A 13,578-nucleotide genomic window follows, 5' to 3' on the forward strand; every position below is an offset into this window, starting at 1 on the left:
CCTACCTGAGCCGGTCGATCACGTCGCTCGCCTTCGTCTGCAGGCGGGCGACGCCGCCGACGGTGAATTCGGTGAGCAGGTCGATCAGGGCCTCCTGGTCGGGCGGCGCGCCGTCCCAGGTGGCCTGGACCAGTGACTCGGTCATCGCGAAGAACAACGTGACGAGCGCGCGGTCGGCGCGGCCCGAGTCGATGCCGTGCGCGGCCCACCGCTTGCGGCTCGCGTCGGCGTAGACGACGGCCAGCCGCTCCCTCAACCGGGTGAGGGCGGGGTCGCCCGCGCGCTCGGCCGCGCGGAGCACGCCGTAGGCCTCGGGGGAGTCCGCGACGAAGGTGACCATGTTGGCGTAGTTGTCCCGCGCCCAGGCCCGCAGCCCGGGCTGCGGGTCGGTCACCGACGGGCCCGCGATGGCTTCGAACGCCCGCTCCTCGGTTTCGGCCACGACCTCGGCGAACAGCGTCGCGCGGTCGCCGAACTGCTCGTAGACGGCCTGGCGCGAGACGCCGGCTTCGCGGGCGATCTGCTCGATCGTCGCGCCCTGCATCCCGTGCTGCGCGACGACCTTCGCCGTCGCGGTCAGCACGCGGGCGCGTTGCTCCCCGACCGGGAGCTTGCGCGGCCGTCCGCGCGGCGCCGGGCTTGACATGGTGGCCCACCTCACGTGATTCTTTTTCCGACACCTCTGTCTGAAAAGGTGTTCCCCGCGCACTAGTCCTGCTCAACGAGGAGCAAGCATGCGTATCTTCTCTCGCCGCGCCCTCTCCGCGGCGGTCGCCACGGTTTCCGTCCTGGTCCTGGCGACACCCGGCGCCTCCGCCGCGTCCTTCTACGATCCCCCGTCACCCCTGCCGGCCGGGAGCGACGGCGACGTCATCCGGCACGAGACGTCGACGTTCTACATCGACCCGGTCAAGCTGATCAAGGCCGACGCCGGGGTCCAGCGGATCATGTACCGCAGCACCGACACGCACGGCTCGCCGATCGCCGTCACCGGCACGGTGCTGACCCCGCGGTCGGCTTGGTCCGGCTCGGGAGCGCGTCCGATCGTCTCCTACGCCGTCGGCACGCAGGGCGAGGGCGACGACTGCGCGCCGTCGAAAGCGCTTGCCGCCGGCTTCGAGTACGAAGGGCCGTTCATCGCCGGGCTGCTGGCGCGGGGCTACGGCGTCGTCGTGACCGACTACGAGGGGCTCGGCACACCGGGCGACCACACGTACGTCAACCGCGCGGCGGAAGGGCACGCGGTGCTCGACGCGATCCGCGCGGCGCAGCGGCTGCCGGAAGCAGGCCTGCCGGACGACGGCCCGGTCGCGATCGCGGGCTACTCCCAGGGCGGCGGCGCGTCGGCCGCGGCGGCGGAGCTGCAGCCGAGCTACGCGCCCGAGCTGAAGCTGAAGGGCGCGTACGCGGGCGCGGTGCCGGCGGACCTCGCTTCGGTCGCGAAGAACCTCGACGGCCACTACGCGGTCGGCTTCCTGGGGTTCGCGCTGGTCAGCATGAACTACGCGTACCCGGAGCTGAACATCCCGGCGCTGCTCAACGCCCGCGGCAAGCAGCTGTTCGAGCAGGTGCGCACCGAGTGCACGGTGGAAGCCATCGTCGCGCACGCGTTCACGCAGTCGTCGACGCTGACCAACGACGGCCGCTCGCTCGTCGCCTACCTCGGTGAAGAGCCGTACCGGTCGCGGGTGGCCGAGCAGAAGATCGGGTCGCTGAAGCCGTCGGCGCCGGTGCTGATCGTCCACAGCGCACTCGACGACATCGTGCCCTACGCGCAGGACCGCGACCTGGGCCGGACGTGGTGCGGCAAGGGCGTGAAGGTGCAGTTCAGCACGTCGCTGGTGCCGACGCACGTGCTCGGCGCGGTGCGGGCGTACCCGGAGGCGTTCGCCTGGCTGGAGGCGCGCTTCGCGGGTCTCCCGGCCTTCGGCAACTGCGGCCTCTTCTGAGGTCTGCCGCGGCTCTCGTGAGTGTTTAGGGCGGTTAGAACCGCCCTAAACACTCACGAGGCCGGGTGTCACTTGAGGCCGGTGGCTTCCGCGGCGGCCGGGTCGGAGTCGGCGAGGAACGTCCGGCAGCGGTCGTACTCCTCGGTCTCGCCGATCTTCCCGGCGGCCTTTCCCAGCACGGCGAGGGCACGCAGAAACCCCTGGTTGGGGCGGTGCGACCAGGGCACCGGGCCGAAGCCCTTCCAGCCGGCGCGACGCAGCTGGTCGAGCCCGCGGTGGTACCCGGTGCGCGCGTAGGCGTACGCGGCGACGGTCTCACCCGCCTCGAAGGCCTTCTCGGCGAGCGAAGCCCACGCCTCGCTGTAGTCGGGGTGTTCGGCGGCGACGGCGGCCGGGTCGGTCCCGGCGTCGAGCGCGGCCTGGGCGGCGGTGTGCTCGGGCAGCAGCGTCGGCTCGGGGCCGAGCAGGTTGTGCGTCATGCCGCCCATTCTGCCCTCAGAAGAAAAGGGCTCCGAGCACCCCGCCACCGGCCAGGATCAGCGCGCCGACCAGGACGGCGGCCACAACTCGTTTCGGCATCATGGCGGCACACCCTGCCAACTCGCGCGCGTCGAACGCAAATCGTCCACCCTTAGGGGTGAATCCCGATTTTCGCGTCCTTTGCCACGCTCTTGGCCCACTCGTGACCATGACCGGCCATGATGTCCGGCATGGCCAAGGCAGTCGACGTCCCGGTGGACGTGATCCCGCGCAGCCCCCTGGGCAAGACGCGGCTGTTCTTCACGCGGCACTGGCACCGCGGCGCCCCCGGGCAGCCGACGCCGGACTGGGTGCTCCGGTTCTGCTACGGGATGTGGCTGGCGGCGTTCGCGTTCAAGCTGCTCGGCTCGTCGTGGGACATGTCGTGGCACTTCATGTGGCTACGCGACGACCTGGCGCCCCCGCACCTGATCAACACGGTCGGCACGGTGATCATCGTCGTGCTGGTGGCGATCCACAGCTACACGGGCCTGGGGTGTGATCGCCGCTCACTGCGGCTGATGCAGATCGGCCTGCTGGTGTTCCTGGTGGCGGCGCCGCTGGACGTGATCAACCACCGCGTCAACGGCCTGGACCTGACCGCGTGGAGCCCGTCCCACATGATGTTGTACCTGGGCACGGGCATCATGCAGGCGGGCGTGCTGCTGGGTTGGCTGCGGCTGTCGCCACCGGGCCGCTTCCGGACGGGCGTGCTGCTCGCGCTGTGGGCGTTCTTCCTGGAGAACACGTTCTTCCCGAACGGCCAGCAGGAGTACGGGATCCTGGGGTTGCGCGCGTGGGAACGCGGGGCGCCGGAGGCCGAGCCGTCGCTGCTTTCGTTCGCGGCCAACCAGATCGGCCACCCGGTCGACCGCGCGGCGATCCTGCACTTCACGATGCCGATTCCTTCGTGGGTGTACCCGGTTTGGGGCATCGGGGTGATGGCGTTGATCTTGGCTTTGGCGCGGCGCACTTTGGGCTTCCGCTGGGCGGCGACTTCTGTCGCCTTGGCTTATGTCGCGTACCGGTCGGTGATGTGGCCGCTGCTGCTCTGGCTGGGCTTCCCGGTGTCGACGGTGCCGTTCTACCTGGTCTTCGTGGGTCTCGCGGTGGATCTGGCGTTCACTGTCGGGATCGGGGTGGTTCGGGCCGGAGCGGGTGCGCTGCTGGTGACGGCGTTCGGGTACGGGGCGTTCTGGGTGCAGTCGCAGTTCCGCCCGTGGGTCCTGGGCGACGCGCACACGGAGTCGGCCCCACCGGTGGCGTACTGGACGGCTTTGGTGGTGCTGGTGGGGGTGTTCGCGCTGTGGGCGGCGGCCGGTCCGGCTTCCCGGCGGTGGACCGCGCGACGAGATCCAGGCGTAGCACAGGGTGCTACACTTGCTTCGTGAAGATCATCAGCCAGCGTGAACTCCGCAATGGCTCCGCCGCGGTCATGGACGCCGTCGAAGCCGGCGAGACCTTCCACGTCACGCGCAACGGCGTGGAGATCGCCGAGCTGCGACCACTCACCCAGCGGCGCCGATTCACCGCAGAAGAACTGGTGGAGCGCCACAAGCGACTGCCCAGGGTAGACGCAGCCGAGATGCGTCGAGAGGCCGACGAGTTCTTCGGAGAAGGCCGCATCGGCGACGACGACAACCCGTGGGAGCGCACCCGTGGCTGAACGCCACGTCGCCGGCGTGCTCGACACCTGCGCCTGCATCGAGATGGACCGGCTGGACCCGGCGAAGCTGCCGGAGTTCCCAGAAGTCACCGCGGTGACCATGGCCGAGCTCCACCAAGGCGTCATAATGACCACGGATCCGGCGAAGAAGGCCGTGCGGACCGAGCAGCTGGGTGCGGCACTGGTCGAATACGATCCGTTGCCTTTCGACGGTGAAGCAGCCGCGAGGTACGGCACAATGGTCGCCTTGACCCTGGCCTCGGGACGGTCGCCGCGGTCACGGCAACTGGACTTGATGATCGCCGCGATCGCCTCCGTGCACGGCCTGCCGCTGTACACCCGCAACGCGAAGGACTTCCGCGGCCTCGAGAGCCTGCTCGAAGTCGTCGAGGTCTGAACACGACGAAGGGGCGGCACTTTCCCTACGAAAGTGCCGCCCCTTCGCGCGTGACTACTTCAGCTTCGTGCCCGCCGAACCGAGCGCCTGGCAAGCCTCCACGACACGCTGAGCCATGCCGGCCTCAGCGGCCTTCAGGTACGACCGCGGGTCGTAGACCTTCTTGTTGCCGACCTCGCCGTCGATCTTCAGCACGCCGTCGTAGTTCTTGAAGAAGTGGTCCACGATCGGGCGCGTGAACGCGTACTGCGTGTCCGTGTCGACGTTCATCTTCACCACGCCGTACGACACCGCCTCGCGGATCTCCTCCGGGAGGGAGCCCGAGCCGCCGTGGAAGACCAGCTCGAACGGCTTCGAGCCGGCGTCCAGGCCGAGCTTCTTCGCCGCCGCCTCCTGGCCGCCCTTCAGGACGTCCGGGCGGAGCTTCACGTTGCCCGGCTTGTACACGCCGTGGACGTTGCCGAACGTCGCGGCCAGCAGGTAGCGGCCGCGGTTGCCGTCGCCCAGGGCGTCGATCGTCTTCAGGAAGTCGCCCTCGGCGGTGTACAGCTTCTCGTTGATCTCCGCCTCGACGCCGTCCTCTTCGCCGCCGACGACGCCGATCTCGACCTCGAGGATGATCTTCGCCGCCGCCGTCTTGGCCAGCAGCTCCGACGCGATCTCGAGGTTCTCGTCGAGGTCGATCGCCGAGCCGTCCCACATGTGGGACTGGAACAGCGGGTTCTGGCCGTTCTTGACGCGCTCGGCCGAGATCTCGATCAGCGGGCGGACGAAGCCGTCCAGCTTGTCCTTCGGGCAGTGGTCGGTGTGCAGCGCCACGTTCACGCCGTACTTCGCGGCCACGACCTGGGCGAACTCGGCGAGCGCGGTCGCGCCGACGACCATGTCCTTGACCTTCTGGCCCGACGCGAACTCCGCGCCGCCGGTGGAGAACTGGATGATCCCGTCGCTCTCCGCCTCGGCGAACCCGCGGATGGCGGCGTTCACGGTCTCGGACGAGGTCACGTTGATGGCCGGGTAGGCGAACTCGTTCGCCTTCGCCCGGTCCAGCATCTCCGCGTAGACCTCGGGGGTCGCGATGGGCATCGGTATTCCTCCTTGGCAGGGATGGGTCCCGACCGCATCGTACGAGGTGTACCGCCGCCGCACACCGGTCCCCGCGCAGAAACTTTTCCGCACGTGGGATCGGTTCAGAAAGGGGTGCGTCCGGCCGCCGGGCGCGCCGGCGGCCGGACGGAGATCACAGCAGCTCGGCGGCCAGCGCGCGGTAGCCGGGCCACGGGTCCTCGTTCAGCACCTGGACGACCACCTGGTCCGCCCCCGCGTCCAGATGGGCCGCCAGCCCGCGAGCCACCGTGGAAGCATCGCCGTGGAGGGCCAGCGCGTCCACCAGGTGGTCGCTGCCCTCTCCTGCGAGGTCCTCGTCCGAGAAGCCCAGTTTCCGCAGGTTGGCGACGTAGTTCGACAGCCCGAGGTAGTACTTCACCGTGTTCCGGCCGATCGCGCGCGCCTCCGCGGCGTCAGTCGACAAGACGACCTTGTGCTCCGGCGCCAGCAGCGGCCCCGCGCCGAGGATCTCGCGTGTCGAGCGGGTGTGCTCCGGCGTCGTCAGGTACGGGTGCGCGCCCGCCGTGCGCGAACCGGACAACGAAACCACCTTCGGGCCCAGCGCCGCGAGCGCCCGCCCGGAAACCGGCACACCAGCCGCGTCCAGGCCGTCCAGGTACTCGACCAGCGCCGCGTACGGCTTCTTGTACTCCTTCGTCGCTTCGCGGTGGCCCGCGCCGACGCCCAGCAGGAAGCGGTCCGGGTACTTCGCCGCGATGCGCTCGTACACGCGGGCGACGTCGGCCGGCTCGTCCTGCCAGATGTTCACGATGCCGGTCGCGATGACCAGCGAGTCCGTCGCTTCCAGGATGCCGTCCACCGACGCGAGGTCGTCGCCGCTGGGTGAGCCGCCCAGCCAGATCGCCCCGTAGCCGAGCTTCTCCGCTTCCGCCGCGAACTTCGCGTCGACGTTCGCGTGGTACCGCCAGATCCCGAGCTTGCCCAGTTCGATAGCCATGGAACACTCCAACGCACGAAGTACGGATTTTCCTCCCGGCTCCCACTACGCGGGAAGACTAACGTCGGAACCATGACCAAGCTGGGCAACACCGACCTCGACGTCTACGGCCTCAACCTCGGCGGCAACGTCTTCGGCTGGACGGCGGACGAGCCGCAGTCCTTCGCCGTGCTCGACGCCTACGCCGCGGCCGGTGGCAACTTCGTGGACACCGCCGACCTCTACGGCGGGGGCGGCCGGTCCGAGGAGATCCTCGGGAACTGGCTGGCCGCCCGCGGCAACCGGGCCGACGTCGTGGTCGCGACCAAGGTCGGCGGCTGGGACCGCCGGCCGGGCCTGAGCGCGCAGAACATCCAGGCCGCGGCCGAGGACTCGTTGCGCCGGCTCAAGACCGACCACATCGACCTCTACTACGCGCACATCGACGACACCGGCACCCCGCTGGAGGAGACGCTGAGCGCGTTCGACGCGCTGGTCCGCGCGGGCAAGGTGCGCCACCTCGGCGCGTCCAACTACACCGCCGAACGGCTCGCCGAGGCACTGTCCATTTCGGACCAGAACGGGCTCGCCCGGTACGCCGTGCTGCAGCCGCACTACAACCTCGTCGAGCGCGGCTACGAGCGTGACCTCGCCCCGCTCGTCGAGCGCGAAGGCCTCGCCACGCTGCCGTACTTCGCCCTGGCGAAGGGCTTTCTCACCGGCAAGTACCGCACGAAGGGCGACGTCACCGACAGCCCGCGGGCCGCCCGCGCGGAGTCCTATTTGGACAACGGCGGCGAGCGCGTCCTGGCCGTGCTGGACGAGGTGGCGAAGGCGCACAGCGCTTCGGTCGCCGCGGTGGCCATCGCCTGGCTGCGGCAGCAGCCGACGGTCGCCGCGCCGATCGCCAGCGCCCGGACCACCGAGCAGCTGGCCGACCTCATCGCCTCGGTCTCCCTCACCCTGACTCCAGACGAAGTAGCGTCACTTTCGTAGGGAAAGTGCCGCCTACTCTTGGGTAGCTTACTTTGGGTAAGTTGGGGTACGGTGCCCTCAAGTGACGTCTAGGAGGGCACCGTGGCCAACCCGTTTTCGCTGCTGAGCGGCACCAAGAAGGTCGACGGCAAGGTCGTGCTGATCACCGGCGCCGCCCGCGGCATCGGCGCCGGCCTGGCCGAGCGGCTCGCCGCGCGCGGCGCGAAGGTCGCCCTCGTCGGGCTCGAAGCCGAGGAGCAGCAGAAGGTCGCCGACCGGATCGGCCCGAACGCGCACGCCTGGGAAGCCGACGTCACCAGCTGGGACGCGCTCGAAGCCGCCACCAAGGGCGTCGTCGCGCACTTCGGCGGGATCGACATCGTCATCGCCAACGCCGGCATCGCGACCGCGGGCTTCGTCCGCTCGGTCGACCGCGCCGCGTTCGAGAAGGTCATCGAGGTCGACCTGCTCGGCGTCTGGCGGACGTTCCGCGTCACGCTCCCGCACGTCATCGAGCGCAAGGGCTACCTGGTGGCCATCTCCAGCCTCGCCGCGATCACGCACGCGCCGGGCATGGCCAACTACGCCGCCGCCAAGGCCGGCGTCGAAGCCTTCGCCAACAGCCTCCGCGCCGAGGTCGCGCACCTGGGCGTCAAGGTCGGCGTCGCGCACCCGACGTGGATCCGCACCGACCTGGTCGAGAGCGCCGACGCGCACCCGGTGTTCGGCAAGCTCCGCGCGTCGATGCCGGGCCTGATCGGCAAGACCTACCCGCTCGACACCGCGCTGGACGACCTCGAAGCCGGCATCCTCAAGCGCGCCCGGACCATCCACGTGCCGCGCTGGGTCGGCGGGCTCAAGCTGCTCCGCGCGTTCCTGCCGCCGATCATCGAAATCGGCTCCCGCAGCCGGGTACCTTCGGCGGACAAGGCCGCGCTGGCCGACATCGAGGCGCGCGGCGCGTTCGAGTCGGCGGTCACCGGCCACGGCGGCCGGGCCGCCACCAAGGGGTGAAGATGTCCCGTCGCGACCAGATCCGGATGACCGAGGACGAAGTGCGCGCGTACTTCGATGAGCAGAAGGTCATCAACGTCGCCAGCGTCGGCCCGAACGGCCGCCCGCACCTCGCGCCGCTCTGGTACTTCCCGCACGAGGACGGCGTCGCGACCTGGACGTACGGCACCTCGCAGAAGGCGAAGAACCTCCGGCGCCTGCCGGAGGCGACGGTGCTCATCGAGGACGGCGACAGCTACGAGAAGCTCCGTGGCGTCTCACTCGAGGCCGACGTCCAGCTCGTCGAGGACACCGAAGAAGTCACCCGGATGGGGATCACGCTCATGCAGCGCTACGCCGGCGCCAAGCCCGGCGCCCCCGTCCCGGCCGAGCTGAGCGCCTTCATCGCAGGTCAGGCCCCGAAACGGATCGGCCTGATCTTCCACCCGACGAAGATCGTCAGCTGGGACCACACCAAGCTCGGCGGGACATACTGATCGGTAGGTAGTACTTCCAAGTAACTGTTACCTGAGGTAACGTCATCTGGGCAGCCAACTCGACGCAGCGGAGGCCGACAGATGACCGAGCGGTTCAAGGTCGTGATCGTGGGCACCGGGTTTTCCGGGCTCGGCCAGGCGATCCAGCTCGAAAAGGCCGGCATCCGGGACTACGTGATCCTGGAGAAGGCCACCGAGGTGGGTGGCACCTGGCGCGACAACTCCTACCCCGGGTGCGCGTGCGACGTGCAGTCGCACATGTACTCGTTCTCCTACGAGCAGAACCCGGGCTGGTCGCGGTCGTTCTCGCCGCAGCCGGAGATCTTCGACTACCTCAAGGGCGTCGCGGACAAGTACCGGCTGCGCGAGAAGATCCGGTTCGGCGTCGAGCTCACCGGCGCGCACTGGGACGAGGGCGAACGCCGCTGGACGGCGACCACGAAGGACGGCCGCGAGTTCGTCGCGCAGTTCCTCGTCTCCGGCGTCGGCGGCCTGCACATCCCGCAGGTCCCCGAGCTGCCCGGGATCGCGAAGTTCAAGGGCCAGACCTGGCACTCGGCGCAGTGGAACCACGAGTACGACCTGCGCGGCAAGAAGGTCGCGGTCGTCGGCACCGGCGCCAGCGCGGTCCAGTTCGTCCCGAAGATCGCCCCGGACGTCGCCGAGCTGACGCTCTTCCAGCGGACGCCGCCGTGGATCATGCCGAAGCCCGATCACGCGATGCCGTCGTGGGCGCAGACGCTGTTCAAGCGCGTGCCCGGCACCCAGCGCCTCTACCGCAACGCGCTGTACTGGCTGCTCGAAGCGCGGGCCATCGGCTTCAACGGCCACCCGGCGATCATGAAGGCAGGCGAGCTGATCGCGAAGCGCAACATCGCAAAGGGCATCCAGGACCGCGCGCTGCGCAAGAAGGTCACGCCGGACTACACGATGGGCTGCAAGCGCGTCCTGATCTCCAACGACTACTACCCGGCGCTCGGCCGGGCGAACGTCGACGTGAACACCGCCGGCGTCAAGGAGGTCAAGGCGCACTCAATCGTCGACGCCGCCGGCGTCGAGCACGAGGTCGACGCGATCATCTACGGCACCGGCTTCAAGGTCACCGACGCACTCGAGTACCTCGACATCACCGGCGTCGACGGCCGCGACCTCGCCAAGGAGTGGGCGGCCGCGGGGATGCACACGCACAAGGGCATCACGGTGTCCGGCTTCCCGAACCTGTTCTTCCTGCTCGGCCCGAACACCGCGCTGGGCCACAACTCCGTCGTGTTCATGATCGAGTCGCAGTCGCGGTACGTCGTCGACGCGATCAAGCTCGCCGACTCCCGCGACGCCGCCGCGCTCGACGTCCGGCCGAGCGTGCAGGAGAAGTTCCAGCGGGACATTCAGGACAAGCTGGTCAAGGGCGTCTGGACGCAGGGCGGCTGCAAGAGCTGGTACCTCGACGCGAAGGGCGTCAACCGGACGATCTGGCCCGGCTTCACCTGGCGCTACTGGCTCGAGACGCGCAAGGTCGACCCGGCCGACTACGAGCTGTCCGGCCGCTCGTCATGACCGCCGAGGACGAGCAGCTCGTCCTGCACGCGCGGGACGTGAAGTTCGACTGGGCGGCGCTGCCGATGCACTGGATCCCCGGTGAGCCGCAGGCCACGCACACGATCAACGTCCTGCACCTGGCGCTGCCGGAAGGCGAACGCTGGTTCGTCGAGGTGTTCAAGCAGGCGGTGCCGCTGATCCGCGACGAGCGGCTCAAGGCGGACGTCCTCGGCTTCATCGGCCAGGAAGCGGTGCACGCGCAGGCGCACGACGGCGCGGCGGCGCACCTCGAAGCCGCCGGCGTGCCGGTGCGGCCGTTCATCGCGCAGATGGAGTGGCTGTTCCGGAAGCTGCTCGGCGACCGCGACCTGACCGGCCGCGCGGCCGAGGAGTGGCTGGTCGAACGGCTGGGGATCATCGCCGCGATCGAGCACTACACGGCGTTCCTCGGCCAGTGGGTGCTCGACGCACCGCTGGAGGACGTCGACGCCGACCCGGTGATGCTCGACCTGCTGCGCTGGCACGGCGCCGAGGAGGTCGAACACCGGTCGGTCGCGTTCGACCTCTTCATGCACCTCGACGGGCGGTACACGCGACGCGTGCGCAGCATGGCGGCGGTGACGCCGGTGCTGGCGTGGGTGTTTTCCCGAGGCACGCGATATCTGATGCATAACGATCCGACCCGGCCAGGCCGCGCTTCGCTGCGGGGTTATCGCCGGGCGGCAAAGCGGGGACTGCTGCCGACCGGACGCCAGCTGCTGCGGGAGATCCGGCCGTACTTCCGGAAGACCTACCACCCGACCGAGACGGGGAACACCGAGCAGGCGGTGGCGTACCTGGCGAGTTCCCCGGCCGCCCGGGCGGCGGAGTGACGCTTTCACGTGAAAGCGGCGACCTGGGCGCGGAGCTTTCACGTGAAAGCTCCGCTCTCGGCCGGCCGGCCCGGCTGGACGGGAGCGGCCGGACCGACCTGCTGATGTCCACTTTGGTCGGTGTTGTGGGCGCTTATCGCCGGATGTCGGGATTCAGTGGGCGGCGGCGGCCGCCGGTGCGTGCCGTGGACCGGAACCTGCACCTGGTGGTCGAAGAGGTGCGGTCCGAAGCCGAGGGGGTCGTGAGCCTGCGGCTGGCGAACGGCGCGCCGCTGCCGGGCTGGCGACCGGGCGCGCACCTCGACCTCGTGCTGCCATCGGGCCTGGTCCGGCAGTACTCGCTGTGTGGCGATCCGTCCGAAAAGGATCATTACCGGATCGCCGTGCGCAAGATCGGCGTCGCGTCGGCCGAGGTCCACACGCTCACGCCCGGCACGCGGGTGACCGTGCGCGGCCCGCGGACGGCGTTCCCGTTCGTCGGCGCCGGGCCGTTCCGGTTCATCGCCGGCGGCATCGGGATCACGCCGATCCTGCCGATGGTCCGCCACGCCGCCGCGATGGGCGCGGACTGGCGGCTGGTCTACACCGGCCGCAGCCGCGAGTCGATGCCGTTCCTCGACGAACTGCCGGACGACGACCGCGTCCGGATCCGCCCGGACACCGAGTACGGCATCCCGGCCTCGGGCGCGGAACTGCTGGAAGATCTGCCCGAAGGGGCCGCGGTGTACTGCTGCGGTCCGGTGCCGATGATCACCGGCGTCCGCGTCGACCTGGCGCTGACCGGCGCGAAAGCCGTGCACTTCGAGCGGTTCGCCCCGCCGCCGATCGTCGCCGGCGAGCCGTTCCAGCTGACTTTACGCAGGTCAGGGCAAGTCTTCGAAGTCCCGGCCGACCGGAGTGCCCTCGACGTCCTGCTCGAAGCCCGGCCGGGCACGCCCTATTCGTGCCGCCAGGGCTTCTGCGGGACCTGCGCGGTGCCGACGGCCGACGGCGGGTCGACGCGGATCTGCGTCGACCGCGGCACCGCGGTGCTCGACCTATGACCCCTGGGGCAGCCAGGCGCCGATGACCGGCTTGAACTCGCGGATCGTCCGTTCCGCGACGACGCCCTCCAGGAGGTAGGGGTCCTGGTCGATCGTCTCCTTGAGGTGCGCTTCGTCGTCGGCCTGGTAGAGCGTCAGGCCGCCGGAGCCGTCGCCGAGCGGCCCGGCGACCGCAACCCGTCCCTCGGCGGCCAGGTTCCGGAGGAATTCGCGGTGCCGAGGCCGGACGTCCGGCATCTTTTCCTGGACGTAGGTGATTTCGACGAGGAACCAGGCCATGGGGGCTCTCCGGGGTCGCGCGGGCGGTACGCGTCCGAACCTACCCGTGTCGCGGCAGCCGATCTGTGGCGACGGCAAGCCAACCCGATAGGCTGGGCGTGCGTCAGTAGCTGTGTGAACGCTGTGAATACCGGGAGCCTGCTGACGCGACGCACCGTGCAAACCGGGGTCGAGGACAGGCAGGGGTTCATGCTCGAGGGCAATGCGGAACGCAGTGTCGAGGCGACCCTCGGCCACCTGCGGGTGATGGACGGTCCGGCCCCGGCGCAGGCGCCGACACCGCTGACCCTCGAAGACCTCTACCGCCAGCACCGCATGCGGCTGGTCCGGCTGGCGATTCTGCTGGTCGACGAGCCCGCGACCGCGGAAGACGTCGTCCAGGAGGCCTTCACCGGCCTGCATCGCAACTGGGGGCGCCTGCGGGACGCCGCGGCCGCCGTCGGCTACCTGCGCACCGCGGTGGTCAACGGGTCGCGCAGCGTGCTGCGCCGGCGCAAGACCGCCCGCGAGTACGTGCCGCCGCACGCGGTCAACGCGCGCTCCGCCGAGAGCCTCGCGATGCTCTCCAGCGAGCACCAGGCCGTGGTCAGCGCGCTGTCCAAGCTGCCGCCCCGCCAGCGCGAAGTGCTGGTGCTGCGTTACTACGGTGGGCTGAGCGAGGCCGAAATCTCTGAGGCCGCAGGCATTTCCAAGGGTACCGTTAAGTCGACCGCCAGCCGGGCGCTCGAGGCACTCCAGAAGGCCATGCAGGCCCCACAGTGACCCGGGTGGACCATTCCGATCACTGAGTCGTATCACCATGCTTGGT

16 protein-coding genes are annotated in these 13,578 nt (G+C 69.6%); 11 read left to right on the top strand and 5 right to left on the bottom strand.

Annotation, left to right across the window (positions count from 1 at the left end; all coding sequences use genetic code 11):
- Position 1: 1 nt before the first annotated feature.
- A complete protein-coding gene (locus M8542_RS29730) occupies positions 2-646 on the bottom strand; it encodes a TetR/AcrR family transcriptional regulator (protein ID WP_257923572.1) in 645 nt (214 codons plus the stop codon).
- An 88-nt stretch (positions 647-734) separates the two neighbouring features.
- Here M8542_RS29730 and M8542_RS29735 point away from each other — a divergent pair, with 88 nt between their 5' ends.
- Positions 735-1,949 (top strand): alpha/beta fold hydrolase, encoded by a 1,215-nt coding sequence (locus M8542_RS29735; RefSeq protein ID WP_257923573.1) that lies wholly within the window; start codon positions 735-737, stop codon positions 1,947-1,949.
- A 68-nt stretch (positions 1,950-2,017) separates the two neighbouring features.
- Here the strand turns inward: M8542_RS29735 and M8542_RS29740 are convergent, their stop codons facing one another.
- The gene (locus tag M8542_RS29740) at positions 2,018-2,428 is read right to left on the bottom strand and encodes a DUF3151 domain-containing protein (protein ID WP_257923574.1); all 411 of its coding nucleotides are present in this window, start codon (positions 2,426-2,428) and stop codon (positions 2,018-2,020) included.
- Positions 2,429-2,659: 231 nt separating this feature from the next.
- Here M8542_RS29740 and M8542_RS29745 point away from each other — a divergent pair, with 231 nt between their 5' ends.
- Genes M8542_RS29745 through M8542_RS29755 form a run of 3 tightly spaced genes read left to right on the top strand, consistent with a single transcriptional unit; the run spans position 2,660 to position 4,531 of the window.
- A complete protein-coding gene (locus M8542_RS29745) occupies positions 2,660-3,859 on the top strand; it encodes a hypothetical protein (RefSeq protein ID WP_257923575.1) in 1,200 nt (399 codons plus the stop codon).
- Positions 3,856-4,134, top strand: a complete 279-nt coding sequence (locus M8542_RS29750; RefSeq protein WP_257923576.1) for a type II toxin-antitoxin system Phd/YefM family antitoxin — start codon at positions 3,856-3,858, stop codon at positions 4,132-4,134. Before M8542_RS29745 ends, M8542_RS29750 begins: the two co-directional genes overlap by 4 nt.
- A complete protein-coding gene (locus M8542_RS29755; protein WP_257923577.1) occupies positions 4,127-4,531 on the top strand; it encodes a type II toxin-antitoxin system VapC family toxin in 405 nt (134 codons plus the stop codon). The genes M8542_RS29750 and M8542_RS29755 overlap by 8 nt, the downstream gene beginning before the upstream one ends.
- A 54-nt stretch (positions 4,532-4,585) precedes the next feature.
- Here the strand turns inward: M8542_RS29755 and fbaA are convergent, their stop codons facing one another.
- Both fbaA and M8542_RS29765 read right to left on the bottom strand, forming a co-directional pair.
- Complete coding sequence (gene fbaA / locus M8542_RS29760) at positions 4,586-5,617, bottom strand: class II fructose-bisphosphate aldolase (protein ID WP_257923578.1); 1,032 nt, start codon at positions 5,615-5,617, stop codon at positions 4,586-4,588.
- Positions 5,618-5,771: 154 nt separating this feature from the next.
- A complete protein-coding gene (locus M8542_RS29765) occupies positions 5,772-6,596 on the bottom strand; it encodes an LLM class F420-dependent oxidoreductase (RefSeq protein WP_257923579.1) in 825 nt (274 codons plus the stop codon).
- 72 nt (positions 6,597-6,668) lie between these two features.
- On the opposite strand from M8542_RS29765, the gene M8542_RS29770 reads away from it, so the two are divergent.
- From M8542_RS29770 to M8542_RS29795, 6 genes are all read left to right on the top strand, one after another.
- Positions 6,669-7,571 carry an aldo/keto reductase gene (locus tag M8542_RS29770; protein WP_257923580.1) on the top strand — a complete coding sequence of 301 codons (903 nt, stop codon included), beginning with the start codon at positions 6,669-6,671 and terminating at the stop codon, positions 7,569-7,571.
- A gap of 81 nt (positions 7,572-7,652) precedes the next feature.
- Positions 7,653-8,564: an SDR family oxidoreductase gene (locus M8542_RS29775; RefSeq protein WP_257923581.1), complete on the top strand. Its 912-nt coding sequence runs from the start codon at positions 7,653-7,655 to the stop codon at positions 8,562-8,564.
- A 2-nt stretch (positions 8,565-8,566) separates the two neighbouring features.
- Entirely contained in the window at positions 8,567-9,040 is a 474-nt protein-coding gene (locus M8542_RS29780) for a pyridoxamine 5'-phosphate oxidase family protein (protein ID WP_257923582.1), read from the top strand.
- A gap of 81 nt (positions 9,041-9,121) precedes the next feature.
- Complete coding sequence (locus M8542_RS29785) at positions 9,122-10,594, top strand: flavin-containing monooxygenase (RefSeq protein WP_257923583.1); 1,473 nt, start codon at positions 9,122-9,124, stop codon at positions 10,592-10,594.
- The gene (locus M8542_RS29790; protein ID WP_257923584.1) at positions 10,591-11,448 is read left to right on the top strand and encodes a metal-dependent hydrolase; all 858 of its coding nucleotides are present in this window, start codon (positions 10,591-10,593) and stop codon (positions 11,446-11,448) included. The genes M8542_RS29785 and M8542_RS29790 overlap by 4 nt, the downstream gene beginning before the upstream one ends.
- Positions 11,449-11,552: 104 nt before the next feature.
- Positions 11,553-12,491 (top strand): PDR/VanB family oxidoreductase, encoded by a 939-nt coding sequence (locus M8542_RS29795; RefSeq protein WP_257923715.1) that lies wholly within the window; start codon positions 11,553-11,555, stop codon positions 12,489-12,491.
- Here the strand turns inward: M8542_RS29795 and M8542_RS29800 are convergent.
- Entirely contained in the window at positions 12,486-12,770 is a 285-nt protein-coding gene (locus M8542_RS29800; protein ID WP_257923585.1) for a YciI family protein, read from the bottom strand. The genes M8542_RS29795 and M8542_RS29800 overlap by 6 nt on opposite strands.
- A 189-nt stretch (positions 12,771-12,959) precedes the next feature.
- Between M8542_RS29800 and M8542_RS29805 the strand changes: the two genes are divergently transcribed.
- Positions 12,960-13,532 (top strand): RNA polymerase sigma factor, encoded by a 573-nt coding sequence (locus M8542_RS29805; protein ID WP_199191266.1) that lies wholly within the window; start codon positions 12,960-12,962, stop codon positions 13,530-13,532.
- Positions 13,533-13,578 lie beyond the last annotated feature (46 nt).

The sequence above is a fragment of the Amycolatopsis iheyensis genome (assembly GCF_024703995.1).
Taxonomy (GTDB): domain Bacteria; phylum Actinomycetota; class Actinomycetes; order Mycobacteriales; family Pseudonocardiaceae; genus Amycolatopsis; species Amycolatopsis iheyensis.

Excerpts from the sequence above, each read along its gene's own strand:
- M8542_RS29785 (WP_257923583.1), top strand. The coding sequence starts at position 9,122 with ATGACCGAGCGGTTCAAGGTCGTGATCGTGGGCACCGGGTTTTCCGGG.
- M8542_RS29795 (WP_257923715.1), top strand. The coding sequence starts at position 11,553 with ATGTCCACTTTGGTCGGTGTTGTGGGCGCTTATCGCCGGATGTCGGGA.
- M8542_RS29735 (WP_257923573.1), top strand. The coding sequence starts at position 735 with ATGCGTATCTTCTCTCGCCGCGCCCTCTCCGCGGCGGTCGCCACGGTT.
- M8542_RS29800 (WP_257923585.1), bottom strand. The coding sequence starts at position 12,770 with ATGGCCTGGTTCCTCGTCGAAATCACCTACGTCCAGGAAAAGATGCCG.
- M8542_RS29780 (WP_257923582.1), top strand. The coding sequence starts at position 8,567 with ATGTCCCGTCGCGACCAGATCCGGATGACCGAGGACGAAGTGCGCGCG.
- fbaA (WP_257923578.1), bottom strand. The coding sequence starts at position 5,617 with ATGCCCATCGCGACCCCCGAGGTCTACGCGGAGATGCTGGACCGGGCG.
- M8542_RS29770 (WP_257923580.1), top strand. The coding sequence starts at position 6,669 with ATGACCAAGCTGGGCAACACCGACCTCGACGTCTACGGCCTCAACCTC.
- M8542_RS29790 (WP_257923584.1), top strand. The coding sequence starts at position 10,591 with ATGACCGCCGAGGACGAGCAGCTCGTCCTGCACGCGCGGGACGTGAAG.
- M8542_RS29730 (WP_257923572.1), bottom strand. The coding sequence starts at position 646 with ATGTCAAGCCCGGCGCCGCGCGGACGGCCGCGCAAGCTCCCGGTCGGG.
- M8542_RS29805 (WP_199191266.1), top strand. The coding sequence starts at position 12,960 with ATGCTCGAGGGCAATGCGGAACGCAGTGTCGAGGCGACCCTCGGCCAC.
- M8542_RS29765 (WP_257923579.1), bottom strand. The coding sequence starts at position 6,596 with ATGGCTATCGAACTGGGCAAGCTCGGGATCTGGCGGTACCACGCGAAC.
- M8542_RS29745 (WP_257923575.1), top strand. The coding sequence starts at position 2,660 with ATGGCCAAGGCAGTCGACGTCCCGGTGGACGTGATCCCGCGCAGCCCC.
- M8542_RS29740 (WP_257923574.1), bottom strand. The coding sequence starts at position 2,428 with ATGACGCACAACCTGCTCGGCCCCGAGCCGACGCTGCTGCCCGAGCAC.